The organism is Nocardiopsis sp. FIRDI 009 (assembly GCF_003386285.1).
Taxonomy (GTDB): Bacteria; Actinomycetota; Actinomycetes; order Streptosporangiales; family Streptosporangiaceae; genus Nocardiopsis.
Map to the genome: position 1 here is coordinate 1 of NZ_QPNC01000028.1, position 24,934 is coordinate 24,934.

General features: G+C 72.4%; 20 protein-coding genes and 3 pseudogenes. 9 read left to right on the forward strand and 14 right to left on the reverse strand.

The window, feature by feature from the left end:
- Nucleotides 1-163: 163 nt before the first annotated feature.
- The 5 genes from DVR05_RS26745 to DVR05_RS21830 form a co-directional block, all read right to left on the reverse strand.
- Nucleotides 164-301: a hypothetical protein gene (locus tag DVR05_RS26745; RefSeq protein WP_157982504.1), complete on the reverse strand. Its 138-nt coding sequence runs from the start codon at nt 299-301 to the stop codon at nt 164-166.
- 42 nt (nt 302-343) lie between these two features.
- Complete coding sequence (locus tag DVR05_RS21815) at nt 344-850, reverse strand: transmembrane transport protein (RefSeq protein ID WP_116247779.1); 507 nt, start codon at nt 848-850, stop codon at nt 344-346.
- Nucleotides 847-1,395 carry an RNA polymerase sigma factor gene (locus tag DVR05_RS21820; RefSeq protein ID WP_116247780.1) on the reverse strand — a complete coding sequence of 183 codons (549 nt, stop codon included), beginning with the start codon at nt 1,393-1,395 and terminating at the stop codon, nt 847-849. The genes DVR05_RS21815 and DVR05_RS21820 overlap by 4 nt, the downstream gene beginning before the upstream one ends.
- A 58-nt stretch (nt 1,396-1,453) precedes the next feature.
- Nucleotides 1,454-2,632, reverse strand: a complete 1,179-nt coding sequence (locus tag DVR05_RS21825; RefSeq protein ID WP_232832256.1) for a low temperature requirement protein A — start codon at nt 2,630-2,632, stop codon at nt 1,454-1,456.
- 165 nt (nt 2,633-2,797) lie between these two features.
- Complete coding sequence (locus DVR05_RS21830; protein WP_116247781.1) at nt 2,798-3,556, reverse strand: SDR family oxidoreductase; 759 nt, start codon at nt 3,554-3,556, stop codon at nt 2,798-2,800.
- Between the two features lie 160 nt (nt 3,557-3,716).
- On the opposite strand from DVR05_RS21830, the gene DVR05_RS21835 reads away from it, so the two are divergent.
- Together DVR05_RS21835 and DVR05_RS21840 are read left to right on the forward strand one after the other, a co-directional pair.
- Nucleotides 3,717-4,592 carry a helix-turn-helix domain-containing protein gene (locus tag DVR05_RS21835; RefSeq protein WP_198659288.1) on the forward strand — a complete coding sequence of 292 codons (876 nt, stop codon included), beginning with the start codon at nt 3,717-3,719 and terminating at the stop codon, nt 4,590-4,592.
- A 37-nt stretch (nt 4,593-4,629) separates the two neighbouring features.
- On the forward strand, nt 4,630-4,962 hold the full coding sequence (locus DVR05_RS21840; protein WP_232832257.1) for a hypothetical protein: 333 nt from the start codon (nt 4,630-4,632) through the stop codon (nt 4,960-4,962).
- A gap of 34 nt (nt 4,963-4,996) precedes the next feature.
- Here the strand turns inward: DVR05_RS21840 and DVR05_RS21845 are convergent, their stop codons facing one another.
- The 7 genes and pseudogenes from DVR05_RS21845 to DVR05_RS21870 all read right to left on the reverse strand — a co-directional run bounded on the left by DVR05_RS21845 (nt 4,997) and on the right by DVR05_RS21870 (nt 12,594).
- On the reverse strand, nt 4,997-5,470 hold the full coding sequence (locus DVR05_RS21845) for an SRPBCC domain-containing protein (protein WP_116247783.1): 474 nt from the start codon (nt 5,468-5,470) through the stop codon (nt 4,997-4,999).
- Nucleotides 5,471-5,599: 129 nt separating this feature from the next.
- Nucleotides 5,600-6,064: pseudogene (locus DVR05_RS27555) on the reverse strand (FAD-dependent thymidylate synthase); the annotation flags it as partial.
- Between the two features lie 267 nt (nt 6,065-6,331).
- A pseudogene (locus tag DVR05_RS28005) lies at nt 6,332-7,018 on the reverse strand (LAGLIDADG family homing endonuclease); the annotation flags it as partial.
- Between the two features lie 147 nt (nt 7,019-7,165).
- Nucleotides 7,166-7,507 (reverse strand): annotated as a pseudogene (locus DVR05_RS27565) (FAD-dependent thymidylate synthase); the annotation flags it as partial.
- A 191-nt stretch (nt 7,508-7,698) separates the two neighbouring features.
- A complete protein-coding gene (locus DVR05_RS21860) occupies nt 7,699-9,918 on the reverse strand; it encodes an anthranilate synthase component I (protein ID WP_116247784.1) in 2,220 nt (739 codons plus the stop codon).
- A 253-nt stretch (nt 9,919-10,171) separates the two neighbouring features.
- Entirely contained in the window at nt 10,172-10,969 is a 798-nt protein-coding gene (locus DVR05_RS21865) for a response regulator (protein WP_369974570.1), read from the reverse strand.
- Nucleotides 10,966-12,594: a sensor histidine kinase gene (locus DVR05_RS21870; RefSeq protein WP_116247785.1), complete on the reverse strand. Its 1,629-nt coding sequence runs from the start codon at nt 12,592-12,594 to the stop codon at nt 10,966-10,968. The genes DVR05_RS21865 and DVR05_RS21870 overlap by 4 nt, the downstream gene beginning before the upstream one ends.
- A 175-nt stretch (nt 12,595-12,769) precedes the next feature.
- On the opposite strand from DVR05_RS21870, the gene DVR05_RS21875 reads away from it, so the two are divergent.
- The 7 genes from DVR05_RS21875 to DVR05_RS21905 all read left to right on the forward strand — a co-directional run bounded on the left by DVR05_RS21875 (nt 12,770) and on the right by DVR05_RS21905 (nt 21,363).
- Nucleotides 12,770-13,813 (forward strand): tripartite tricarboxylate transporter substrate binding protein, encoded by a 1,044-nt coding sequence (locus DVR05_RS21875; protein WP_232832258.1) that lies wholly within the window; start codon nt 12,770-12,772, stop codon nt 13,811-13,813.
- 14 nt (nt 13,814-13,827) lie between these two features.
- Nucleotides 13,828-14,541 carry a tripartite tricarboxylate transporter TctB family protein gene (locus DVR05_RS21880; protein ID WP_198659289.1) on the forward strand — a complete coding sequence of 238 codons (714 nt, stop codon included), beginning with the start codon at nt 13,828-13,830 and terminating at the stop codon, nt 14,539-14,541.
- A 28-nt stretch (nt 14,542-14,569) separates the two neighbouring features.
- Nucleotides 14,570-16,129: a tripartite tricarboxylate transporter permease gene (locus DVR05_RS21885; protein WP_232832259.1), complete on the forward strand. Its 1,560-nt coding sequence runs from the start codon at nt 14,570-14,572 to the stop codon at nt 16,127-16,129.
- 20 nt (nt 16,130-16,149) lie between these two features.
- Complete coding sequence (locus DVR05_RS21890; protein WP_116247787.1) at nt 16,150-17,142, forward strand: tripartite tricarboxylate transporter substrate binding protein; 993 nt, start codon at nt 16,150-16,152, stop codon at nt 17,140-17,142.
- 164 nt (nt 17,143-17,306) lie between these two features.
- Nucleotides 17,307-19,688: an ATP-binding domain-containing protein gene (locus DVR05_RS21895; protein WP_116247788.1), complete on the forward strand. Its 2,382-nt coding sequence runs from the start codon at nt 17,307-17,309 to the stop codon at nt 19,686-19,688.
- A gap of 85 nt (nt 19,689-19,773) precedes the next feature.
- Nucleotides 19,774-20,034, forward strand: coding sequence for a hypothetical protein (locus DVR05_RS21900; protein ID WP_116247789.1), 261 nt, complete (start codon nt 19,774-19,776; stop codon nt 20,032-20,034).
- A gap of 417 nt (nt 20,035-20,451) precedes the next feature.
- The gene (locus tag DVR05_RS21905) at nt 20,452-21,363 is read left to right on the forward strand and encodes a hypothetical protein (RefSeq protein WP_116247790.1); all 912 of its coding nucleotides are present in this window, start codon (nt 20,452-20,454) and stop codon (nt 21,361-21,363) included.
- A gap of 48 nt (nt 21,364-21,411) precedes the next feature.
- Here the strand turns inward: DVR05_RS21905 and DVR05_RS21910 are convergent, their stop codons facing one another.
- Nucleotides 21,412-23,022 carry a BCCT family transporter gene (locus DVR05_RS21910; protein ID WP_116247791.1) on the reverse strand — a complete coding sequence of 537 codons (1,611 nt, stop codon included), beginning with the start codon at nt 23,020-23,022 and terminating at the stop codon, nt 21,412-21,414.
- Between the two features lie 389 nt (nt 23,023-23,411).
- The gene (locus tag DVR05_RS21915; RefSeq protein WP_116247792.1) at nt 23,412-24,917 is read right to left on the reverse strand and encodes a DUF4241 domain-containing protein; all 1,506 of its coding nucleotides are present in this window, start codon (nt 24,915-24,917) and stop codon (nt 23,412-23,414) included.
- Between the last annotated feature and the right edge of the window lie 17 nt (nt 24,918-24,934).

Here is a 24,934-nt window from a genome sequence, read left to right on the forward strand (position 1 = left end):
AAGAACAAAGCGGGTGCTACGAGCCGCTCCAGAGACAAGCAAGCAGCTTAAACGCCAAGCTAGAGTCGGCCGCCGCCTCCGGAGGAGCGCAGGGGCGCCGCGCCCGCAGCGCGGCGCCCCGACGCGCGGGGCCGGTACGGCTCCGCGACGCGCTCGCGGCGGCTCAGATCAGCAGCAGGCCGATCCCGGCCAGCAGTGCCGTGGCCGCCAGCGCGGCGATCAGCAGGACGGTACGCCCGCTCGCGCCGCGCAGGCGCAGGGCGAGGGCCAGCGGGCCGATCGGGATGATCCTGTCGTTCATGTCAGTCTCCTCGATGACGTGTGATGGATCCGAAGGTGTGCGTCACGGGGTTCGGGGGTCCTCGTGGCTCAGCGCGTCCCGCAACCGCAGCAGCTCACGGTGGCGGGACCGCGCCCGGAGGAGGGCGGTCCCCGACGCGATGACGAGGCAGAGGCCCACCAGGGCGATACCCAGGGTCACGCCCGCCCCCGCACGGGCCGCGGCCAGCGCCGTCCCGGCCACGCCTGTGACCAGGGCGGCCGCGAGAGCGATCCGGCCTCCCAGGACGCGGTCCCGGGCGAACAGCGGTCGGCGTCTGCTCAACACCCATCCGGCGAAGACGGCCCAGGCCAGCCCGATGGCGATCAGCCCGGCGAAAGCGGCCTGGGTGCGCGTGGGAAGCGGTTGCGGCTCGGTGGCCCACAGCACCGCGATCAGCGCCGCCGCGCATCCACCCATCACCCCCACGACCACGTGGCGCATCCGGGAGGCCAGCGAGACCTCCGCGGCCAGCGCGCGCCGGAGTTCCTCGGGCACCTCCCGCCCGGGCGCGGGGTTCTCCCCACTCATGCCTCGTACCCCCTTTCGACCAGGACGCCGCGCAGCATGCGGCGCGCCCGGTACAACCTGCTCTTGACCGTGCCGGGCGGAACACCGAGCACCTCGGCGCAGACGGTCAGCGGCAGATCCTGGAGGTGGAACAGGACCAGCACCTCGCGCTCCAACGGCGGCAGACCGTCGAGCCCGGCCTCCACCTGCATCGTGGTCAGCACCGCGCCGAGGGAGTCGCCGTCGGCGACGACGTCCCCCGCCTCCTCCACCGGCGTCTCCCGCGCGCGGTAGGACTGGCGCAGGTGGTCGGTGATCACGCGTCGGGCGATGGTGAACACCCACGGGGCGAACCGGTCCGGCTGGCGCAGCCCCGGCAGTCCCCGCAGCACGGCGACCCACACCTCCTGGACGAGGTCGTCCGCGAGGTGCGACGAGTTCACCATGCCGCACACGTAGCGCCGCAACGGGTCGTGCCAGACACGCACCAGCTCGCCGAACGCCTCCCGTTCCCCGAGCTGGCAGCGCACCACCAACAGTCCGTCGCGTCGGTCTTCACCGTCCACCGCACCTCCTCCTCGCTCCGCCCGTCACCGGAACAGTCGGCGCGGGCGGCGGAAAGGTTCACGCGGGTGTCGGCGGCGCTACCGGTTCGGTCCTCCGGTTCCCGGCGAGAACGACGACGGCGGTGGCCGCCGCGCACAGGACACCGGTGAGCGGCACGGCCGCGGCGCCGGTGAAGGTGGCGGCGAGGACGGCCAGGGCCGCGAGCGGGAGGGCGGCGCGGTCGACGACCGTGGCGGCGTGGTGGCGGGTGTGGATCAGCCAGACGGTGACCAGGTAGGCGGCGGTCGGGACGGTCAGGGCGGCGTTGGCGGTGAGGGAACCGACGTGGGCCTCGCCGGTGGCGTGTTCGACGGCGACCTCGATACCGGGGCCGATGGCGGCCGCGGCGGCGAAGACGACGTAGTGGCCGTAACCCCAGGGGATGGCCTGCCGGGTGGAGATCAGATGGGCGTGAGCGGGAACGGAGAAGTAGATCCACCAGGCGGAGAAGACGATGAGCAGACCGCCCAGCGCGATGGACGCCAACGGACCCAGGGCGTGGTGGTCGTCGAGCCCGGACCTGACGGCGACGGTGGCGGCGAGGATGGTCTCGCCGAGGACGATGATGGTGAACAGGCCGTAGCGTTCGGCGATGTGGTGGGGGTGCCAGGGGGTGCGCCGGGCGCGTTCGGCGATCACGGGCACGGACAGCTCGGCCAGGGCGAGGACGACGAACAGCCATCGCTGGACGCCTTCGGGGACCAGGAGCAGGACGACCCACCCGCTCTGGCACAGGATCAGGCCGAGGGCGTAGCGTCGGGCGGTGCGGGCCCCGGCGTCGGTCTCACCGCGGGCCGCGCGCAGCCACTGCGCGGTCAGGGCGACACGCATGATGAGGTAGCCGATGACGGTGAGGGTCCAGTCGCCGTCGAAGGCGCGGGAGACCCCCGCCGCGTAGACGAGGACCCCGGCCATCTGCACCAGGGTGAGCAGCCGGTAGGGCACGTCGTCGCAGTCGTAGGCGGAGGCGAACCAGGTGAAGTTCATCCAGGCCCACCAGATGCCGAAGAAGACGAAGGCGTAACCGAGGGTCCCGGCGCCGGCGTGGCCGTCGGCGATCGCGTGCAGGAGGCCGACGGCGGCCTGCGCGACGGCGACGACGAAGCACAGGTCGAAGAAGAGTTCCAGAGGCGTGGCCGCGCGATGCTCCTCGTCGGTCCGCCGCGGAACCATGCGGGCGATGAGGCGACTGGTCATCGGTACCCTCCTGGGATGTGTGTCGGCTCGGATGGACCGGTGATCCGCACCGGACCGCCGACGGCGGCGCGGGCCCGCCGAAGGTCCGGCGGAACCGCGCGCGGTGCCTGGCCGGGACCGGGGCGCGGCTCCGCCGAGATGTGGAGATCCGTTCTGCGCGGCCGGTCAGCGGGTGGTGTAGCCGCCGTTGGCGAAGATGGTCTGACCGGTGATCCACCGGCCGTCGGTCGCCAGGAACCTCACCAGCGGCACGATGTCCTCGATCTTGGTGAGGTCGTTGCCCAGGGCCTGGGACTTGTGGAAGACCACGCGCTCGGGCGTCTCCTGGCCGTAGAAGAACGGGGTGTCCATCGGACCGGGGGCGACGTTGTTGACGGAGATCCCGCGCTCGGCGAACTCCTTGGCGGCGGCCCGGGTGAAGTGCTCCACGGGGGCCTTGGCCCCGGCGTAGGTGGAGTAGCCGTCGGTGAAGGCCGCCAGCAGGGAGGTGACGATGGTGATCACCCTGCCGTCGTCGTTGAGGTGACGACCGGCCTCACGGATGAAGAAGTAGGCGGCCTTGGAGTTGACCGCGAACATCCGGTCGTACTCCTCCTCGGTGGTCTCCACGATGGGCTTGCGCAGCACCATGCCCGCGGTGTTGACGGCCACGTCGATCCCGCCGAAGTGGTCCTTGGCGGTGGTGAACAGGCGCTCGACCTCGTCCACCCGCGTCAGGTCTCCCTGGACCACCAGACCTTCGCCGCCGGCCTCCTCCACGGCCTTGAGCGTCTTCTTCGCGTCCGCGCCGCTGGCGTCGGAGTGGTGGTGGATGACGACGTTCGCGCCGTCGGCGGCGACGGTGGTGCTGAGCAGGCCGCCGAGGTTCTTCGCGCCCCCGGCGATCAGGACGGTCTTCCCGGACAGTGAGTGGTTCGAGCTCATGGGGTGTCCCCTTTCCCTAGGTTGACCCGCGGTACCCGACCACTCTCACCCGGTAGGCGCGTCGTCTCTTGAACGATCCGGCCGTCCTGGAACAAACACATCACGGAATTGACCGTCACCCGCCCCTGTGTTCGAGGCGAGGACGGTCAGAATGGAGAGCGTGGGAACCTCACTGATCAAGCCGCACCTGGTGCACCTGTCCGGCAGCGGCTCCGGCCTGGGGCACGCGGTCGTGGAACGCGATGTCGAGCTGGCCGCCGGGAAGCACCCCGTCGCCCAACCGCCCGTCGGGCCGAGTTCGCACGTGCTCGTGGTGCACTCCGGCACCTCGACGAACCTGAGCTGGTCGGCCGACGGCCTGGCCCGCCGCGAGCGCTTCCACCGCGGACAGTCCCTGATCAACCCGGCCGGATGGGCGTGCCGTCCCCGGTGGGAGGAGGACGTCGAACTGATGCTCGTGGCGCTCGACCCCACCTGGTTGGAGAAGCTCGCCGACGAAGACGGCCTGCACGGCACGCTGGAGGTCACGCCGAGTTTCCACCTGAGCGACCCGTTCCTGGCGATGATGGTCGAGCGGCTCGTCCTGGAGTACGAACAGACCGGCCCGGACGACTCCCTCTACGCCCAGTCCCTCGTGCAGGCGATCGCCGCCCACGTCCTCAGGGTCTCCTCCAACCACGGCGGCGGCCGTGCACCGGCGGCGGGCTCCGCGCTCCCACCACGCAGGCTGAGCCGCGTCGTCGACCACATCCACGCCAACCTCGGCGGGCCGATCAGTCTCGACGACCTCGCCAGGGTCGCCGGTGTCAGCCGCTCCCACTTCACCCGCCTGTTCCGTTCCTCCACCGGGCACCCGCCCCACCAGTACGTCCTCAGGCAGCGCCTCGAACACGCCCGCCGGGCCCTGGTCACCACAGACACGCCCATCGCCCGGATCGCGCAGGACTGCGGCTTCGCCGACCAGAGCCACCTCACCCGCACCATGCGCCGTCACCTCGGCGTCACCCCCCGCGCTCTGCGCGCAGCCTCGGCCTAGCCTCGCGGGGGGCGGGGCCTGGGCGTGGGCCGAGGTGGTGCCGGAGCTGCGCGCGGCGGGCCACGGCGTCCGTCCCCTCACCCTGTCCGGCCTCGCGGAGAAGCGGGACGTTCCCACCGGGCGCGGCCAGGGCCTCACCGACGATCAGGTCGCCCGGATCGTGAGCGGCTCGACACCGCATCCGGGCGCTTCCCTGACCGAACCGGCCGCCCTGACCCGACCGCTCGGGGAGATCCCGACGACCTACGTCAAGTGCCTGCCGGACGCCCCGAACCGAACCTGGAACCTGGTCACGATGGACACCGGCCACTGGCCGATGTTCTCCCAGTCGCGCGCGCTGGCGCGGGTCTTCGTCAGCGCGGTGTCCTGAACGCCCCCGCGGAGCTCGGGCCACCTCCCGTCCCCTACGGTTCCACGTACGCGGAGAGGTTGGCCAGGGAGGAGGCGAGCCCCGCCGCGTGGTCGGCCCGGGAGATCCCCTCGGGCACCCCGGTCGCCGCCACGGTCACCAGCGTGCCCTCCGGGTGGTCATCCAGGCTCCAGGTCATCGTCATCGTCCCGGCGAACGCGGGGTCCTCCGACTCGAAGACGGCCCGCTGCACGATCCTCTCCTCCGGCGCCAACTCGACGAACTCGACCTCGACGACGTCGCCGGTCTCCGACGACTTGCCCCGTCCGGCCCCGGGGTCGAGGTAGGTCAGCTCCATCCGGAACCCGCCCCCGGGCCACGGCTCGAAGCGGTCGAGCCGCCCGGTCATGCCCTCCGGCGGCAGCCAGGTCCGGAGCGCCTCCGGTTCGGTCATCGCGGCGTAGACCGCCTCGGCGGACGAGCGCACGATCCTGCTCGCCCGGTCGACCCGCTGCCCCGTTCCACCCATCACCGCCGCCTTCCGTGAACGACTCCCGACCGGACCCACGTTAGGCGCACGGGCTGGCGGACGACGGACGCCGCACGCCCCGGTCGCGACCGGGGCGTGCGGCGTCATCCGTCGGACGGGGGCGAGGGGTCAGACCTTGCGCCAGCGGGGCACCCAGGCGCCGTCGGTGACCTCGTAGTCCCCGAACAGGGCGGGCGCCTCCTTCCGGAGGGTCTCCCCGATGAGGTGGAACAGCAGCCGGATCTCCTCCTCCGCGCCCGGAGCCGTGCGGGCCTCCAGCGTGTGCCGCAGCGTGCGCACGTTCGCGGTCCACACCAGCCCGGTCGCGACGCCCTCCGGGGCGAAACGGCGCATGAAGGAGGTCTTGTGCTTCTTCTCGGCGAACTTCACTCCCTCGTCGTCGAGGCCGAAGTGGTCCGCCATCCAGAGCTGGAACTCCTCCATCCGCTGGAGCATCTCCGTGGCGCGCTCCATCAGCTCCGGGTCCTTCTCCGCCCACTCCGGGAACCAGAACGGCAGGTCGGACAGGCGCACGAAGCGCAGCGACTCCTGCGACACGGCCACACCCGGGCGGTGGCGGATCAGTTCGTGGGTGTTGCCGGAGACCACCGGCTTGCCGTTCCGGCGAACCCACAACAGACCGTTGGGCACCTTGACGCAGTGGATGCGACCGCTGTAGTGCTCCATCTGGTCGTGGTACCCCTCAGCATTCCGGTAACGGCTGGAAGCACCGCGGGCATTGTTGACGATGGGGTAGGAGCGGTTCCCCAACAGCGAGACCACGTAGCAGGGGCGCAGGTTGTTGAACTTCTGCCCGCCGGGCATGGTCCGTTCCAGTCCCACACGCTCGTCGACGCGCACGTTGGCGGACAACCCCGCCTTGATGGCCAACACCTGAAGGTCGTCGGCGAGCTCACGCGAACTCGTGTAGATCACCCGATGCCCGGATTCGCGGTGGACTGTTCCGTCTCCCTCGACCATCGCGTCGAGGAACACGGCGATGGTCTCCGGCGACCAGGTATGGACCATCTCGGGGACGTACTTCTCGTGGGAGTGCCCCAAGTCGGCGAGGAAGTCACGCAGGGCCGTGCACTGGGTGCGGACCGCTCCGTTCCCCGTCTCCGGAACATAGGCGGGCAGACCCATGTCCTCGATGGCACGGCGCATCCGGTCCAGTACCGGCCCCCGGTTCTGCGCGAGGCAGATCTGATGTCCGTTGACGCTGCCCTCGGCGATGAAGTAGCCGAGGAAGCGCGCGAACGCCTCGGTCGGGAAGGAGACAGCCGGGTAGCGACGGGTCCCCTCGGTTCCGGTGTCCTGCCGTGTGTACACGCGCGTCGTCGCGGGAATCTCCACCCGGTCGGGTGTGTGGCCGCGCCAGGTCGCGGCCTTCTGGTAATGGACACGCTTGTGCAGGATGTCCTCGGCGAACTCCACCCCGAAAGGCTGTTCTCCGCGCCTCGCGGCCTGGGTGTCGTGCCTGCGCACCCACATCCGGTGGTTGGGGGTCACCAGGAGGTCGACCTGCTCAGAGGCGACACGGTACATCGGACCGTCGTAGTCGGCGTGGTAGACCTCGGTGGCTCGCTGGTACTCCAGCTCACCGCTGTCCGGGTTGAGGGTCGCGAACGTCTCGTCACCCTCGATCTTGGGCCAGGGAATCCACCCTCGGTCGGTGAGGACCTCGGTGTCCGAGTCATAGCAGCACACCCGCGACACGTTGTGCAGCACGAAGCTGAAGCTGATGTGCTCCAGCACCGACCCGTGCATGCTCGCCAGGATGTTGCCCAGGTACTTGTCCTGGTCCCTGCGCACCCGGGTCACGTTCGGGTTCAGCCCCGGCTCCCAGGAGCGGTAGCACAGCCGCCCGGCGAACTCGGCGAGGTTCTGCGGGTCGTTGAGGTGGGCGTCCAGCTCACCGCGGTCGAAGCGCTCCAGCCACGCCTCTCCCCCGACCTCCTGGAGGTAGTCGGCGATCGCGTCGTAGTCCACCTGCGGACGTGCGACCAGACGTACCTGCGGCTCGACCTTCTTCACAGCACCCTCTCCTCATGGCTCCCCGCCCCCGGGCACACGTCAACGCCGTGACCTGGGGGTAGACCACGGAAGCGTGTGCGGGGTTGGGCCGATTGGCCTTCCCCGAGGGTACACGTCCCGCCCGGCCCCCGGCCCCGCTCCCGGGTGATCCGGTCCGCGCGTGGAACTCCCCACGCGCGGACCGACGCCGTTCAGCCCCGGGCCAGCCGCAGCACCCGCGCCACGATGCCCTCGCCGACGGTCGCGGTCAGGATCGACTCGGGGTGGAACTGCACCCCGTACCACCGCGCCTCGGTGTCCTCGATCGCCATCACCACGGGGTGCTCGCCGTCCAGGACGGCGGTGACGTCGAAGTTCTTCACCAGTTCGGGCAGCGTGTAGGTGGAGTGGTAGCGGGCGGCGGGGAAGACCTCCTCCTCGCCGAGCCCCTCCAGCAGCCTCCCGCCGGACACCCGGACCCGGCCGGGTTTGCCGTGCACGGGTTCGTCGAGCGTGCGCAGCTCGCCCCCGGCGTGCTCGACCATCGCCTGGAGCCCCAGGCACACACCGAACACCGGCAGTCTCCGGGCGGCCAGTTCGTCCAGCAGCTTCGCCGTCCCGAAGTCCTCGGGCAGGCCCGGCCCGGGCGAGAGCACCACCAGGTCGGGCGCGAACCGGTCGAACAGACGGGGGTCGAACCCGTAGCGGACGGTGGTCACCTCGGCCCCGTGCCTGCGGACGTAGTCGGCCAGGGTGTTGACGAAGGAGTCCTCGTGGTCGACCAGCAGGACCCGCATCCCCTCGCCGGGGAGTTCGGCGGCGGGCTCGGAGGCGCGATCGGCGGAGCCGTCGTGCGGGGTCCGCGGCCCGTCCTCCCGCTCGCCCAGGGCGAGCGTCTCCAGCAGAGCGCGCGCCTTGAGGAAGGTCTCGCGCTCCTCGGCCTCGGGGTCGGAGTCGTAGAGCAGGGTCGCCCCGACCCGGACGGTGGCCACGCCGTTCTGGATGTGCGCGGTGCGCAGGGTCAGGCCGGTGTTCATGGAGCCGTCGAAGTTGAGGACGCCGACGGCGCCTCCGTACCAGCGGCGGGGGCTGGTCTCGTGCTGCTCGATGAACCGCATCGCCCAGGTCTTGGGCGCCCCGGTGACGGTGACCGCCCACATGTGGGTGAGGAAGGCGTCGAGGGCGTCGAAGTCCCTGCGCAGGGTGCCCTCGATGTGGTCGACGGTGTGGATGAGCCGCGAGTACATCTCGATCTGGCGGCGGCCGATCACCCGCACGCTGCCCGGTTCGCACACCCGCGACTTGTCGTTGCGGTCCACGTCGGTGCACATGGTCAGCTCGGACTTCTCCTTGACCGAGGAGAGCAGCTCCTGGATGTTCTCCGCGTCGCCGAGGGCGTCCTCGCCGCGGCTGATGGTGCCGGAGATCGGGCAGGTCTCCACCCGCTGGCCGGTCCCGGGCTCGCCGGTGACGCGGACGAACATCTCCGGGGAGGCGCCGACCAGGTACTCCCCCTCGCCGAGGTTGAAGAAGAACTCGTAGGGCGCGGGGTTGCGCTCGCGCAGCAGTTCGTAGAAGCGGGCCGGGGAGGAGCAGCGGGCGTAGGTGCGGTGGCCGGGCACCACCTCGAACAGGTCGCCGCGCCGGAACCTCTCCTTGGCGTCGGCGACGATGCGGGCGTAGGAGCCGGGTTCGGGCCCCTCGGGGACCTCGGCGGCGACCACCCGCGGGGTCGGTTCGGTGACGCGCTCCAGCCCGTCGGTGCTGGCCTCGGGGCGGTCGCCGTCGGCGGGGATGGTGAACTCGTAGGTGTAGCGCACGCAGGTCTCGCGCTTGCGGTCGCGGACGACGACGGCGTCGGGCAGGTGCAGGACCAGGTCGCGGTCGCCGGGGTCGCGGTCGATGTGCGGCTCGATGGGCTCGAACTGGAAGGCCAGGTCGTAGCCGAACGCGCCGTACAGGCCCAGGTTGGCGTCCTCGGGGCTGCTCATCGCGGCGATGACGGCCCGGATCGCGGTGAAGACGCTGGGGCGGCGGCTGCGCTCCTCCTCGGTGAAGAACTCCCCCGGGCCGGGTTCGGGGACGGTGACCGCCACGCGGTCGGCGTCCCGTTCGCGGTCCTCGGCGGCGCCCACGGAGACCAGCGCGTCGGCCACGACGGGCAGCAGGACCCGGCCTCGGGCGTTGAGGGCGGTGGCGATGACGCGGCGGCCGCGCGCGATGACCTCCAGGCACGGGTCCACGTACCCCAGGTGCCAGCGCGAGTAGCGGCCCGGGTACTCCATCCCGGAGGAGAGGACGCCGCCGCGGCGGTGCTCGACCGCCTGGACGAGGTCGGTGAGCAGCTCGGGGTCGCAGTCGGAGGCGGTACGGCGGACGGTCACGCCGCCCTGGGTGCGATACGTGGTGGTCGAGGCGTCGCTGGGGTTCACGGCCGGTCCTTCGGGCGCTGTGGTCGGTCGGGTGGTCACACCGGCCGGGGCCGTGGAAACGCGAAACGACCGCCGGTCCGGGGCGGTCGCTGGTCTCGGGTATACGAACCGGGTGCACCGCCTAGGAGCGGCGCCACCACTGGGTGTGAAGGGTGGTCTCGGTTCGCATGCGACCGAGTGTAGCGGGTCACGCGGCCCCCGGCCACCACGACGGGCGGGCCGAAGCGAAGCGGAGGCCCAAGGAAGGCACGGCTCAGCCGCCCAGCCACCGGTAGCGGCGCTCGGGCCGACCGGCGGTCCCGTACCGCAGCCGCACCTCGGCGCGCCCCTGCTCGGTGAAGTACTCCAGGTAGCGGCGGGCGCTGACCCGCGACACCCCGGTCTGCTCCGCGCACTCGGCGGCCGACAGGTCCGCTGTGGCCCCGCCCTCGGACACCGCCCGGGTGAGCGCGGCGCGGACGAGGTCGGCGGTCTCCGGGGTCAGCCCCTTGGGCATGGTCCGGGCGGCGGTGCGCTCCGGGGGCCGGGCGGCCCCGAAGGCGCGGTCGACGGCGTCCTGGTCGGGCGCGGTGTCGGTGTCCAGGTCGCGGCGGAGCCGGGAGTACCCGCGCAGGCGCTCGACCAGTTCGGCGGGTTCGAAGGGCTTGATGAGGTACTGCACCGCGCCGCCGCGCAGCGCCTGGCGGACGGTGGCGCCGTCCCGGGCGGCCGTGATCACCAGGACGTCGACCTCCGGCAGGTCGGCGCCCGCGTCGGGGCCGCGCAGGCGGCGCAGCACGTCGATGCCGTTCATGTCGGGCAGGTAGACGTCCAGGAGCACCAGGTCGGGGCGGGTCCGGGAGACCATCTCCAGCGCCTCGGCTCCGGTCCGCGCCTCCCCGACCACGGTGAAACCGGGCAGGCGCTCGACCAGGGCCCGGTGGACGCGCGCCACCATGAAGTCGTCGTCGACGATGAGCGTGCGCACCGTCGGTTCCCCGCCGGAGGCGCCCCGCGGCCTCTCCCCCGCCGCGCCCCGGTCACCACCGTCGGCGGCTCGACTCGTGCTCATGACCCGTTCCCCTCGTCGTCGTGGCGGTCGTACAGGACGGCGGTGAACTCGGAGCCCGAGACGGTGGCCTCGCCGCCGCAGCGCGCGCACACCAGGCTCACGATGGCCAGGCCGAGACCGCGTTTGCGGCCCGAACCGCCCTTGGTGGTGTACCCGTGCTGGAACACCTCGTCGGCGAGTTCGCTCGGCACGCCCGGGCCCGAGTCGCGCACGGACACGCGCACCGGGTCGCCGTCCCCGCCGACCACGTCCACCTCCACCCAGGCGGGCCGGTCCGGCCCGGCGTTCTGGGTGGCCGCGTCCAGCGCATTGTCCACCAGGTTGGCCACGACCGTGACCAGGTCGGCGGCCAGCTCCTCGGAGAGCTGGCCGAGCCGGGCGCCGGGCGCCACCCTCAACCGGGCGCCCTGTTCGGCGGCCACGCTCGCCTTGGCGATGAGCAGGGCGGCCACCGACGGGTCCTGGATCCGCTCGGTGACCTGGGCGCTCAGCCGGGCGCGGGCGCCGCCGATCTGGCTGACGTAGCGTGCCGCCTCGTCGTACTCGGACAGTTCCAGCAGACCGGAGATGACGTGCAGCCGGTTGGCGAACTCGTGGGCCTGCGCGCGCAGGGTGTCGGTGGTGGTCTTGCTGGCGTCGAGCTCGTGCTGGAGTTCCACCAGGTCGGTGCGGTCGCGCATGGTGGTGACCGAGCCGACCGCGCGCCCCTCGGTCGCCAGCGGCATCCGGTTGAGCGCGACCAGCCGGTCTCCGACGGCCACGACGGTGTCGCGGCCGCGCACCCGCCCGACCAGGACGTCGCGCAGGTCGTCGGGGACGTCGAGGTCGGCGAGCGCGGCGCCGACGCTGTCGGGGGGCAGGTCGAGCAGGCGGACGGCGGCGTCGTTGACCAGGGTGACGCGGTCGTCGGCGTCCAGGCCGAGGACCCCCTCCTTGAGGCCGTGCAGCATGGCCTCGCGGTGTTCCACCAGCCGGGTGATCTGCTCGGGTTCCAGGCCCAGGGTCTGGCGTTTGACCCGGCGGGACAGCAGCAGCGATCCGACCACGCCGAGCACGCTGGCGATGCCGAGGTAGACGAGCAGGTTCGGGGTGGCCAGCACGAGCAGTTCCCCGGGTCCCGGGTAGTCGCTGCCCGCGACGACGACGCCGAGGATCGTCCCGCCCTCGCCGATGACGGGGACGGCGGCGGCGACCGTGCGCTGGCCGTCGACGTCGGTCACCCCGGTCCAGGCGCGGCCGCCCAGCGCGGTGGCCACCCCCGGCAGGTCGGCGTCGGTGGCGTCGGCGACGGGACCGGGGTCGAGGGTGATCGGCGCGCCCGCCGCGTCGTGGACCACGACCAGGTCGGCCCCGGACAGGGCGCGGACGCTCTCGGCCAGGGGCGCCAGGACCTCCCTGCGGTCGGGCTCGCGCAGGCCGACGCGCACGGTGTCGCGGGCGGCGGTGCTCTCGGCGACGGCGAGCATACGCCTGCTCTCGGTCTGGCGCAGGCGGGCGTCGGACTGGGCGAGGGACACGGCGCCCACCATGACCAGGACGATGACGATGATGCCGAGCTGGAGGGCGAGGAACTGTCCGGCGAGGGTGAGCCGCCGCCCCGGCCCCGCGCCGTCGGTTCCGTTCACGGCCGCCCCGCCGCGGTCGCGGCAGCCGCCGTGAACACTACGAACACAACGTCCGTTACCTCCGTTGTCCGCACAATCATCACAACACTTCTCACTGGTGTTTCCGTCTGTTTGCCTGTGTGTCGCCTCACAAGAGATCCGGAACACACCCGGTGGCATCCCCTACGGAGACACTATGCGGCGCATCACATCCCCTTTCCCGTCCAGACCCGGAACCGGGCTGACCAGAGCCCGGGCGCTGCGGCTGGCCGCGGCCGCCGCCGTCCTCCCGCTGGCCGTGGCGGCCTGCGGTGAGAGCGGTGGGACCACCGACGCCGACGGCGCGTGGGAGCCGAACCGCCCGATCGAGATCACCGCGCCCGCCGCGACCGGCGGCGGCTGGGACACGCTCGCCCGCACGAGCGCCCGCCTGCTGGAGTCGGAGGGGCTGGTCGACCAGTCGGTCCAGGTGGTCAACAAACCGGGCGCGGGCGGCGCGATCGGCTGGGCCTACGTGGCGGGCCGCGAGGCCGACCCGCACACACTGTTCGTGACCAGCCCGCCCATCATCCTGGTGCCGATGGCGGGCGACTCCGAGTACGACCACGAGGACTTCACCCCGATCGCGCGGCTGGCCACCGACTACATGGTCTACCTGGTTCCCGCCGACTCGGAGATGGAGACCTTCGACGACCTGGTCGAGACGGTGGACGCGGGCGGCGCCAACATCGGCGGCGGCTCCGGCCCCGGCAGCATGGACCACGTGGCGCTGGCGGGCGCGGTCAACGCGGCGGGCGGCGACGCGGCCGGGATCAGCTACGTGCCCTTCGACGGCGGCGGCGAGGCCATGACCGCCCTGCTCGGCGGACACGTGGACGCGGCGGTCGCGGGCGCCAGCGAGGCCGCGGGCATGCTGGAGGCCGGAGAGCTGCGGGCGCTGGCCATCTCCTCCCCCGAGCCGGTGGCGGCCTACCCGGACGTGCCCACGCTGCTCGACCAGGACGTCGACTTCACCTTCGACATCTGGCGCGGCGTCATGGCCCCAGCCGGGCTGGAGGAGGCCCAGGTCGCCTACTACGAGGACCTGTTCGCCGAGCTGATGGAGACCGAGGCGTGGCAGCGGGAGTCGGCCTCGCTCGGCTGGACCGACGCCTACCAGAACAGTGACGACTTCGGCGCGTTCCTCGACGAGCGGCGTTCGGAGTTCACCGAGATCCTGACCGAGGTCGGGCTCCAGTGACGACGGAGGACACCATGACCCCGCGTGAGTCGGGCTCTGAGGGGGCGGCCCCGCTCCGCCCCCTCGGGGGGTCCGGGGCCCCCGGCGCCCCGGTGCGGTCCGAGGGCTCCGGGAACAGGCGGACCTTCGGGTTCAGCAACCGGACGGTGGCGGTGGCGCTCGCCGTGTTCGCGCTCGGCTACCTGGTCCTCGCCTTCCAGGTGCCCGAGTACACGGCGGTGAACGTCCCCGTGCAGCCGGGCACCCTGCCGCGTTGGCTCGGAGCGGTGCTGCTGGTGCTGGCGGTGCTGTTGTTCTTCCAACGCACCCCGGACGCGACCGACGACGAGGCGGCTCCGGAGGACGAGGCGGCGGACGGCGGTACGGCTCCCCGCGACGGGTCGGACGGTGACGGTCCGGGCGCGGAGGACGGCGGACCGGCCGCGACCGGGAAGGGGGCCGCGTCCGCTCCGGGCTGCGCCACCGGCACGGGCGCGCTGGGCCGGTTGCGGGACCCGCGTCTGGAGGTCGCGCTGTTCGTCGCGGCGCTCATCGTGTACGTGGCGCTGTTCGAGCCGCTCGGGTTCATCCTGTCCACGGCCCTGTACCTGGGTTCGACGACCGTCTACCTGGGCTACCGCCGCCACGTGGCCACCGCCGCGGTCGCGGTGGGCGTACCCCTGGTGCTGTACCTGGCCATGTCCGAGGGGCTGGGCGTCGTCCTGCCGAGCGGACCGCTCCCGTTCTGACCCCACCGAGGCGAAAGACACCCTCACCATGCTCGACCAACTCGTCCAGGGGTTCGCGGTAGCGGTCACCCCGCAGAACCTGCTCTTCGTCCTCATCGGCGTGCTCGCGGGCACGGTCATCGGCATCCTGCCGGGGCTGGGCCCGATGAGCGCGATCGCGCTGATGATCCCCATCGCCTACGGCATGGACCCGACCTCGGCGATCATCATGCTGGCCGGGGTCTACTACGGGGCGATCTTCGGCGGCTCCACCTCCTCCATCCTGCTCAACGCCCCGGGCGTGGCCGGTACCGTCGCCACGTCGTTCGACGGCTACCCGATGGCCCGCCAGGGGAAGGCGGGCAAGGCGCTGGCGATCGCCGCGCTGTCGTCCTTCACCGGCGGCACGATCGGCGTCGTGGGCCTGATGATGATCGCGCCCAGCCTGGCGTCGTTCGCGGTCAGCTTCGGCCCGACGGAGTACTTCGCCCTGATGGTGCTGGGTCTGACCGCCGTGGTCTCCCTGGCCGGGCGCGACCTCGTCAAGGGGCTCGTCTCGGCGGTCGTGGGGGTGATGGTCGCGCTCGTGGGCATCGACTCCCAGACCGCGATCACCCGGTTCACCTTCGACCTGCCCGAGCTGTTCGAGGGGGTGGAGTTCCTCATCGTGGCGCTCGGCGTGTTCGCCCTGGCCGAGGTACTCGTGATGCTCAACCGCCGCGGGCGGGGCGGCGCCCGGGGCGGTGTCACCTCGCTCCGGCTGAGCGGGCGGGAGCTGGCGCGGATCACCCCGCCGACGCTGCGCTCGGGCGTCCTGGGCTTCTTCACCGGTGTGCTGCCGGGCGCGGGGGCGACCGTGGCGTCCTTCCTGTCCTACTCGACGGAGAAGCGCATCGCCAAGGACGGCGCCACGTTCGGGCGGGGCAACCCCAAGGGCGTGGCCGCGCCGGAGTCGGCCAACAACGCCGCCGCCGTGGGCTCGTTCGTCCCGCTGATGACGCTGGGTGTGCCCGGGTCGGGGACGACGGCGATCCTGCTCGGCGCGCTGCTGGTGCTGGGGGTGCAGCCGGGACCGTTGATGCTCACCGACAACCCGGACATGTTCTGGGGCCTGGTCGCGTCGATGTACATCGGCAGCGCGGTGCTGCTCGTGCTGAACCTGCCGCTGATCCCGGTGTTCGCCAAGGTGCTCAAGACGCCGAAGGCCGTCCTGATCCCGCTGGTCGTCGTATTCTGCGTGGTGGGGGTGTACGGGCTCAGCTTCAGCGTGTTCGACCTGGGTCTGCTGACCGCGTTCGGCGTGGTCGGCTTCCTCATGCGGCAGAACGACTTCCCGGCCGCGCCGATGATCCTGGGGCTGATCCTGGGCGGGCTCATGGAGAAGTCCATGCGCCAGGCCCTCCAGATCTCCGGTGGGGACTGGTCGGTGTTCGTGACCGAGCCGATCTCCGCGGCGCTCGTCGCCCTGGCGGTGCTGTCGATGGTTCCGTCGCTGGTGCGGGCGGTCCGGGAGCGCGTGGCCGGTCGGTCCGCCGCCGGGGTCGCCGCCGCGTCCGCCGGTCGGGGCGCCGAGGAGGACTCCGACCGCGCGGAGTCGCTGAGGAGCTGACCTTCGAGGGGGCGGACCACATGAGGGGCACGAACCGGCGCGCCGTACTGGCCGCCGGTTTCGTGCTGCCCCTGGCGGCCTGCCTGCCGCTGACCGGCCGCCTGGCCGAGCGCGGCCCCGCGGAGCTGCGGATCATGGTGCCGACGCCGCCCGGAGGCGGGTTCGACCACACGGCGCGGACGGTCGAGGCGGTCCTGGAGGACACGGGGGCGGTCCGGGACGTGACGGTGTTCAACCTGCCGGGGGTGTCGGGCACGGCGGCCCTGGCGCGGTTGGTGTACGAGCGCGGCACCCCCGGTCTGGTCCTCCAGATGGGGTTGGGGGTGCTGGCCAACTCCCACATCGAGTCGGCGTCGCACTCGGCGACGGAGGCCACGCCCCTGGCCCGGCTGATCGAGGAGCCCGAGGCGCTGCTGGTGCCGTCGGACTCACCGCTGGAGACCATCGACGACCTGGTCGACGCCTGGCGCGCCGACCCGTCCGGGATGGCGGTCGGGGGCGGGTCGACCCCGGCCGGTCCCGACCACATGGTGACGATGCTGCTGGCCGAGGAGTTGGGGATCGACCCGAGGGCGGTGGACTACCGCGCCTATGACGGAGGCGGTCCGGTGCAGGCGGCGCTGCTGAACCACGAGGTGGACTTCGCCGCGGCCGGGCCGAGCGAGCAGCGCGCGGCGATCGACTCGGGACAACTGCGGGTGCTGGCGGTGACCGGCGCGGAGCCCGACCCGGGGACGGGCGCGCCGACGCTGGAGCGGGCGGGGATCGGGCTGCGTTTCCTCAACTGGCGCGGACTGCTGGCTCCGCCGGGGCTGTCCGGACCGGACCGGGAGGAGCTGCTCGCGATGGTCGCGGACCTGCACGGCTCGGGCGAGTGGCGCGCGGAACTGGAGCGGAACCGGTGGACGGACGCCTATCTGGCGGGTGAGGAGTTCGCCGTGTTCCTGGCCGAGGAGGAGGAACGCGTGGCGGCGGCGCTGAACCGGCTGGGCCTGACCGGAGGGGACGGCTGAGCGTCCTCTCCCCGGATAGGGCCGGGGTACGGCCGCGGCTGTGGGGCGGCCCGGGTCCCGGTGTCGCGGGCGCGCCGCGCGGATGGATGCGTGCTACGATGAGGATTTCGCCGTTTCCAGCATTTAGCACACAAAAAACCATCTAACTAAAGGATAGCAAGTAGATGGAGCTCCGTCAAGCGGACACCGTGCCGGACACCACCGCCGCCACCACCCCGTCGGACACCGCCACACGCCGCTCCCCCGGCGAGGACGCCCGCCCGGGCGCCGAGTCCCCCGAACGCGCCGCCCTGGCCGAGGAACAGGCCCGGGTCAGCGCCATGTACGACCGGTTGGACGTGCTGCGCGCCCACACCGAGGAACAGCTCTCCGCCGCCCACCTGCAGGACCGGTCCGGCTACGCGGCGCTCGTGGAGCGCGAGGACCGGTCGTACGCGCAGGCCAGGCGCCGGGCGCAGCTGGGTTCGGTCGAGGAGGGGCTGTGCTTCGGCCGGATCGACCTGGCCGCCGGAGACGGCGGGGACGAGGAGCCCGAGACGCTCTACGTCGGGCGGATCGGGCTGCGCGACGCCGACCACGAGACCATCCTCGTCGACTGGCGCGCCCCCGCCGCGCGCCCCTTCTACGCCGCCACCCCCGGTGACCCCGCCGGACTCACCCGCCGCCGCCACCTGCGGGTGCGTCGCCGCCGCGTCGTGGGCCTGGACGACGAGGTCTTCGACCCCGACCGCCTCACCGAGACCGACCGCCGCCAACTGGTGGGCGAGGCGGCGCTGCTCGCCTCGCTGCGCCGGGGCCGGACCGGGCGGATGGGCGACATCGTGGCCACCATCCAGTCCGAACAGGACCGGGTGATCCGGGCGGGGCTGTCCGGGGCCCTCGTGGTCCAGGGCGGACCGGGCACCGGCAAGACCGTTGCCGCCCTGCACCGCGCCGCCTACCTGCTCTACACGTACCGCCGCGTGCTGGAGCGGCGCGGAGTGCTCGTGGTCGGCCCCAACCCGGCGTTCCTGCGCTACATCGGCGACGTGCTGCCCTCGCTCGGGGAGACGGACGTGGTGATGCGCACGGTCGGCACCCTGGTCCCCGGCGTCGAGGCGCACCGGCACGACCCGCACGCGACCGCGCGCGTCAAGGGCTCCACCCGGATGGTCGACCTGGTGCGGGCCGCCGTACGCGACCGCCAGCGCACGCCGACGGAGGCGTTCGGAGACGTCGACCTGCGGGTGGAGACCGACACCGGCGTCCTGACCGTGCCCGGCGCCGAGTGCGGGCGTGTCCTGTCCGCCGCGCGCGGCTCGCGGCGGGCGCACAACGCGGCCCGCACGTACGTGGTGAACGCGCTGCTCACCGAACTCGCGCGGGCCGAGGCGACGCTGCTGTCGCGGCCGGTCGACGAGGAGGACCTGCCCTTCCACGGCCGACGGCTCTGGCAGGAGGACCCGGTGCGGGCGGCGATCGACGCGCTGTGGCCGCCGCTGACACCGCAGGGACTGCTGGAGGAGCTGTTCTCGGACCCCGAAGCACTGGAGCGGGTGGGGGCGCGAGCCGGGCTGGACCCCGACGAACGCGCCGCCCTGGTCCGCGCCCGGGGGTCGGCGTGGACCGTGGAGGACGTGCCGCTCCTGGACGAGGCCGCCGAGCTCCTCGGCCGGGACGGCAGCGCGGACCGGGCGCGGGAGCGCCGCGAGGCGGCCGAGCGGGCGCAGGAGGAGCGCTACGCCCAGGGCGTGCTGGAGGCCACCGGGCTGTCCGAGGTCAGGGTCTGGGACGGCTCCAAGCTCATCGAGGGGGCCGCGCTGGCGGAGCGCCATCGCGACTCCGGCCCCGACCTGACCACCGCCGACCGCGCGGGGGCGGACCGGGAGTGGACCTACGGGCACGTGATCGTGGACGAGGCGCAGGAGCTGTCCCCGATGGCCTGGCGCGCGGTGATGCGGCGGGTGCCCACGCGGTCGTTGACTGTCGTGGGGGACGTCGCCCAGACCGGTAACACGATGGGGACCCGGTCCTGGCTCGACGCGCTGGAACCCTACGTGCGGGAGAAGGTGCACGTGGAGCGACTGCGGGTCAACTACCGGACCCCGGCGCCGATCATGGCGGTGGCCGCCGACGTGCTGCGGGAGGCGGCACCGCGGGAGGAGCCGCCCGAGTCGGTCCGTGAGGAGGGCGACCCGCCGCGCGCGGTGCGGTTTGAGGGGCCGTGGGCGGTGGAGCTGCCCGCGCTGGTGGCCGAGGAGACCGAGGCGATCGGCGAGGGCAGGGTCGCGGTCATCACGGGTGACCGGGACGTGGACGGGGTCGCGGCGGCGCTGCCGGAGGCCGGGCGGGCCGGGCGCGGGGGCGACGACCGGCCGGTGGTGGTGCTGACCGCGACGGAGGCCAAGGGGTTGGAGTTCGACGCGGTGGTGGTCGTGGAACCGGACGTCCTGCTGGAGCAGCCGTGCGGCGCCAACGACCTGTACGTGGCGCTCACCCGCGCCACCAGGCGGCTGACGGTCGCGCACACCCGGGAGCTCCCCCGGGTGCTGAAGCGGCTGGCGTGACGGGCGGGGCCACGGTCGGGCGCGGGGCTGGCGCGGGTGACCTTCGCCCCTGGTGGAGGCGGGTGTCGTCGGGGAGCATCGACGCATGACGACACCCCCCTTCCCGCCGGACATCATCCTCATCTCCCCGGGCGACACGGCGCACCAACCCGGGTGCTGGCACAACGACGAGGCCGGGATCCGGTCGGGCGAGCACCCGGGCTGGGGGTGGATTCCGGACGCGACCGCCGAGCAGTGGAAGAGCATCGGGGAGGACCGGCCGCTCCGGGCCACCCACGGCGAGACGTCGCGCGAGGCCACGACCCGGTGCAGGCACTGCCCGAGTGAGTGGGCGCCCGGGTCGTGAGTCACGGAGCCGGGGGCCGACGCCGGGAGTCGGTGGCCGGTGGCCGACGGCACGGGAGCCGGGGGCGGAGCCGCCGGGGCCGGGGCCGGGGAACTCCGCCGTACGGCCGTGCCGCCCACACCAGAATTCTGAGCAGAAAATACCGATAAGACCTGATAAAAGAATCTTGCGAATAGGCGGCAAAGAACACCGCGCGCAGGAGAAAAACAACACCGGGGCATGAAATCCCCGTGCGGGGGGAATATGCACCCCTGAGGGCGCCGAGGTGACGGCGGCGCCCGGGTAACGCCCCCTCACCCCCAGAAATCCTCCCGCTCCCGAAACACCCCGCCCTGGCGGACCCCGACGCGACGGTACCGGGGAACGCCTCCCACAACGGACTCCACGACCCCTGGAACGGCCACGGGGAGAAGAACCATGAACGAACGCGCCGTGCCCGCGCGCGACGACGTCCTGGACCGGATCGACGCCCTCTCCGCCCGGGTCGACGAACTCCGGTCCCGCGTCGGCGCACTGGAAACCCGGGTGTCGACACTGGAGGGCGGACACCCGGTCACGACGACGTCGATCGGTATGGCGGTCGGTTGGCGAGGCCGCCACACCTCCTGGCCCCGCCTCATCGAGGAGGCTCAGGACATGACGGAACGTCGCATGCGCGTGCGGCGCGTCTACGACCCGGGCGTCCCCCCGTCCTTCTCCGAGTCGCACCTGCGCCACGACCACGGGTGCCGCACCCAGGTGTGGTCGTTCAAACCCGGTCCGACGACGACGGTCGACGCCCTGGTCCGCCTGTTCAGGTCCGTTCCGGACCGGTCGAACGTGTGGGTGATCCCCTATCACGAGCCCCGGGACAACATGTCGGCGCGGGCGTACCAGATCCTGTACCGGAGGGTCCACCTCGCGTACACGAAGGTCGGCGGGTTCGCCGGGATCGGTCCGTGCCTGGTGAACTGGGGCGTCCGGAACAGGAACGAGCTGGCGTACGCGATCCCCGAGCTGTCCGACTTCCTCGCCGTGGACACCTACGTCGACCTGGAGGGGACACCGGAGCTGTCGGCCGTCGAACACGTGCGGGTGGCGCTCGACCACGCGAACGCGCACGGGCTGGCCTTCGGCGTGGGCGAGTTCGGGGTGGACCACGGCCGCTGGTACGTCTCCCCGGAGCGGAAGGCCGCGTGGCTGCGGTCGTTCGCGGAGCTGGGCGACCACGCCGAACACGGGCTGGCCTGGCTGTGCTACTTCCACGCCGACGTGGGCGGGAACTTCGCGCTGGACAACCACCCGGACTACGTGGCCGCCTACCGGCACGTGTGGGACGCCTACGCGTGAGGGCGTCCGCGCCGGGGCGCCGGGGTGTGAACGGCGCCCCGGCGCGGGTCAGCCCACCGTCTCCTCGACCCGCGCCTCCTCGGCGCCCTCCCGATCCGACGGCGAGGACGTACGCGGGCGCGGAGCGACGATGCCCTGTTCGACGGCCATGTCACGCAGCAGAGGGGGTGTGGTCCACAGCGTCGGCAGCATGATCAGGCCCACGGGGACCGCGGTCACCACGATGAAGGACTGCAGCGCCTGGATACCGCCGTCCCCCACCAGGAGCAGCGCGACGGCGGCCAGCCCCATCCCCACGCACCAGACCGCCCGGGCTAGCCCCGAGGGCTCGCCCTCACGCATGCCGGAGGCCGCGATGGCGTAGGACATCGAGTCGAGTGTGGACGCCAGGAAGATCAGGGCCACCAGGACCGTCAGCACGCCCAGTACCGCGGTCATCGGCAGCGCCTCCAGGATGGACAGCGCCGCCGCGGGCAGACCGTCCTCGGCGTAGGGGCCGGTGATCGTCCCCGGGTCCCGCCGCTCCAGCCAGATGCCGGTACCGCCCAGCGCGGTGAACCAGACCGTGGTGACCACCGCGGGCAGGACCGTCGCCCCGACGTAGATGTCGCGTACGGTGCGCCCCCGGGAGATACGGGCGAAGAAGATCGCCATCATGGGCCCGAAACCCAGGAACCAGCCGAAGAAGAACAGGGTCCAGTACCCGAGCCACGTCTCGTCGCCCCGGTACAGGCTCATGGCCAGGAACTCCCGCGCGTGGACGGTGCCCGCCTGGAGGTAGAGGTCCACGACGAAGGGGAGCGACGCCATGCTGACCACGGCGACGATGAGCAGCAGGGCCAGCCAGACGTTGGCCCTGCTCAGCAGCTGGATACCCCGGTGGATGCCGCTCAGCACCGAGATCGCGGCCACGACGGTCAGGCCCAGGATGATCAGCGCCTGGACGGCGTAGGTGTCGGGCAGGCCGAACAGCGCGCCGGAGATGTAGGAGATCTGGAGTCCGAGGAAGCCGATCGGCCCCACGGTCCCGGCGACCACGGCGAGCACGCAGCTGATGTCGACGACAGCGCCGATCCAGTGTGTGCGCACCCGCTCGCCCATGAGCGGCCACAACAGGGTGCGCGGACGCAGCGGCATGCCCTTCTCGACTCCGCGCATCATGACCAGGGTGGCCAGCGAACCGCCGGCGGCCCAGGCGACGAAGCCCCAGTGGGCGAAGCTCTGCGCCATCGCGACGGCCGCCCTCCCGGCTCCGCCCGCCCCGTCGGCGTACTGCGGCGGCGGCGAGGCGTAGTGGGCGATGGGTTCGGCCGCCGCCCAGAACACCCCTCCCGCGGCCAGCAGGGTGGTCGCGATCATCGCGACCCAGGTGAACCGGCCGAACTCGGGGGCCTCGGAGCCGCCCATCCGGACCCTGCCGTAGCGGGAGAAGGCCAGGACGGTGACGATGACGAAGGTGGCCAGCATCAGAAGCTGCCAGTAGGCGCCGAACCAGCGCGCGGACCAGGTGAAGGCCGTGTCCACCGCGGCCCCGACCGTACGGGGTGAGAGCAGGGACGCGAGGACGAACGCGGCCAGGAAGGCGCCGGTCGCACCCGTGACCCACAGGTCGGAACGTCTGCCTCGCGCGGACGCGCGTGAACGCAAGGTGGAGAACATGAAAGTAGCGAAAAGCCCCTCGGATGGAAGCACCGGCGCGTCTGGGCCGGTATCGGAAGGCTCCACCCGCCGTGCGCGTGTGGCGTCCGGCGGCGACGGGGTCGGTGCGACGGCCGTCGGGCGGAGCCGGCAGGCGGTGGAGCGGGGGCGGGGCGTCGGGCGCGATCCGCCGGTTCGTCGGGACGGCCCCGGAGAAAGCGGGGCGGACCCCGGAACCACGGCGGCCCACGCGACGACGAGGCCCCACACTATCGCAGGCCAGAACGGGTTTCCGTGTGAGTGTGCACACCGGTGGGACGGTGACGCGTCACGCACCGGGACGTTCCCGGCCCCACCCGAGGGGTCCGCGACCTCGCGTGGGGCGGGGCACGTGGGACGGGACCGGGCCGCTACACCTCGGTGGGCCGGTCGATGACCCGGGTGTCGACGACCAGGGCCGCGACGCGGCCGTCGGCGGTCCGCCCCAGCCACATCGGGCAGGGGTCGGCGCCGTAACCGGCGGGGACGGTCACCATGTTCCCGCCGCTGACGGGCTCGTCCAGGGTCCTGGACCACGGGCTGGTGTCCTCGGCCCGCTCCCGGGGGTCGGTGGAGGTGAGGGGACCGGGAACCTCCGTGTGGACGATCGCGTGCGCCAGCCTCCTCAGCAGCCACACACCGCTCCGGGTGTGCGCTTCCCCACCCATGGAGTCGCCGACGGTCCCCGCGAAGTGCTGGGCCGTACGGGCCCCGGGTTCGTCGAGGAAGGCGCGGGCCGCCTCCCGCATCCGCCGTTCCCGGTCCGCGAACCGCGCCAGCTCCTCCTCCGTGTGACCGATGAGGAGGTTGTGGTCGCGCTCCGGATCCGAGAACAGCTCCCGGAGGCGGGGCAGGCACGCCGCGTCGCAGAGGCTGACCACACCGCTGCCGCCGTCCACCAGCACACCGAAGAACTGGCCCTCGCCGAGGATGTGGAAGTCCTGGCCGGGGCTCAGGGCCATCTCCCAGGAGTCGACCGGGGTTCCCGCCAGGTCGGCGACGTCGATCCGCACCCCCGCCACCAGGGCGAACTCCCGGTCGGGGGCGGCCGAGCGCAGCACGGACAGTCGCACGGGGTGCTCCCCGGGCGGCAGGGGGACCGACAGGGCCTGCTCCTCCGTGATCGTGTCCAGCCGGGAGGGGTCGAAGACGAGGACCCGACCGGTGGGCAGGGTGACGGTTCCGGCGTCGTGCACCTCGATCTCGGCCTCCTTCTTCCACCGCGCGTCCCGGTGCTCTCCCCCCGGCCGGAAGAGCTCGTCGACGCCGACCGGGGCCAACGGGCCCGGCGGACTCCAGGGCGCGGTCACCGGCACGGGGTCGGGTTCGACGTCGGCCTCGCTCAGCCGGACGGTCGCATCGCTCAGCCGGGGGTGCAGGGCCAGGAGTTCCTCCCAGCGGCCGAACCCGGGCGCCGGCCTGGTCGCGATCGACACGAGGTCCTCGTCGGGCCACCGGTTGACGGTGGTGCGCCCGCCGCCGAGGTAGTCGTGGTGGTAGCTGGCCCACTCCGGGCCCATCAGCACGGCGGTGGTCAGCACGAGCCTCCCTTCCTCGTCGGCCTCCTCCGCGGCGGGCTCCGGCCAGCGTCGGCTGTGGGTGAGCGCGAGCGCGCCGTCCTCCCGGCGCGCGTAGCGGTGGTGGGTGCGCCGCTCACCGTCGGCGTCGAACAGCCAGACCCCGCAGTGGTCGTGCGACCAGGCGATCTCCAGCAGGACGAGCGGCTCGCCCCCGGGGTCCCGGACGAGCACGGCGTACTGTTCACCGGCCTCGTCGCGCTCCCGGGCGGTGTCCGGCTCCAACAGACCCACGGGGCGGGCGGCCAGGGGGTCCCACCCCTCGCAGTAGACGAGGTGGCAGGCGGCAGGGGACGGCATGGGGTGCTCCGATACTT

Coding starts and splice junctions, on each gene's coding strand:
- DVR05_RS26745 (WP_157982504.1), bottom strand. CDS start 301: ATGAACGACAGGATCATCCCGATCGGCCCGCTGGCCCTCGCCCTGCGC.
- DVR05_RS21815 (WP_116247779.1), bottom strand. CDS start 850: ATGAGTGGGGAGAACCCCGCGCCCGGGCGGGAGGTGCCCGAGGAACTC.
- DVR05_RS21825 (WP_232832256.1), bottom strand. CDS start 2,632: ATGACCAGTCGCCTCATCGCCCGCATGGTTCCGCGGCGGACCGACGAG.
- DVR05_RS21830 (WP_116247781.1), bottom strand. CDS start 3,556: ATGAGCTCGAACCACTCACTGTCCGGGAAGACCGTCCTGATCGCCGGG.
- DVR05_RS21845 (WP_116247783.1), bottom strand. CDS start 5,470: ATGGGTGGAACGGGGCAGCGGGTCGACCGGGCGAGCAGGATCGTGCGC.
- DVR05_RS21865 (WP_369974570.1), bottom strand. CDS start 10,969: ATGAGCACGAGTCGAGCCGCCGACGGTGGTGACCGGGGCGCGGCGGGG.
- DVR05_RS21875 (WP_232832258.1), top strand. CDS start 12,770: ATGCGGCGCATCACATCCCCTTTCCCGTCCAGACCCGGAACCGGGCTG.
- DVR05_RS21880 (WP_198659289.1), top strand. CDS start 13,828: ATGACCCCGCGTGAGTCGGGCTCTGAGGGGGCGGCCCCGCTCCGCCCC.
- DVR05_RS21885 (WP_232832259.1), top strand. CDS start 14,570: ATGCTCGACCAACTCGTCCAGGGGTTCGCGGTAGCGGTCACCCCGCAG.
- DVR05_RS21890 (WP_116247787.1), top strand. CDS start 16,150: ATGAGGGGCACGAACCGGCGCGCCGTACTGGCCGCCGGTTTCGTGCTG.
- DVR05_RS21895 (WP_116247788.1), top strand. CDS start 17,307: ATGGAGCTCCGTCAAGCGGACACCGTGCCGGACACCACCGCCGCCACC.
- DVR05_RS21900 (WP_116247789.1), top strand. CDS start 19,774: ATGACGACACCCCCCTTCCCGCCGGACATCATCCTCATCTCCCCGGGC.
- DVR05_RS21905 (WP_116247790.1), top strand. CDS start 20,452: ATGAACGAACGCGCCGTGCCCGCGCGCGACGACGTCCTGGACCGGATC.
- DVR05_RS21910 (WP_116247791.1), bottom strand. CDS start 23,022: ATGTTCTCCACCTTGCGTTCACGCGCGTCCGCGCGAGGCAGACGTTCC.
- DVR05_RS21915 (WP_116247792.1), bottom strand. CDS start 24,917: ATGCCGTCCCCTGCCGCCTGCCACCTCGTCTACTGCGAGGGGTGGGAC.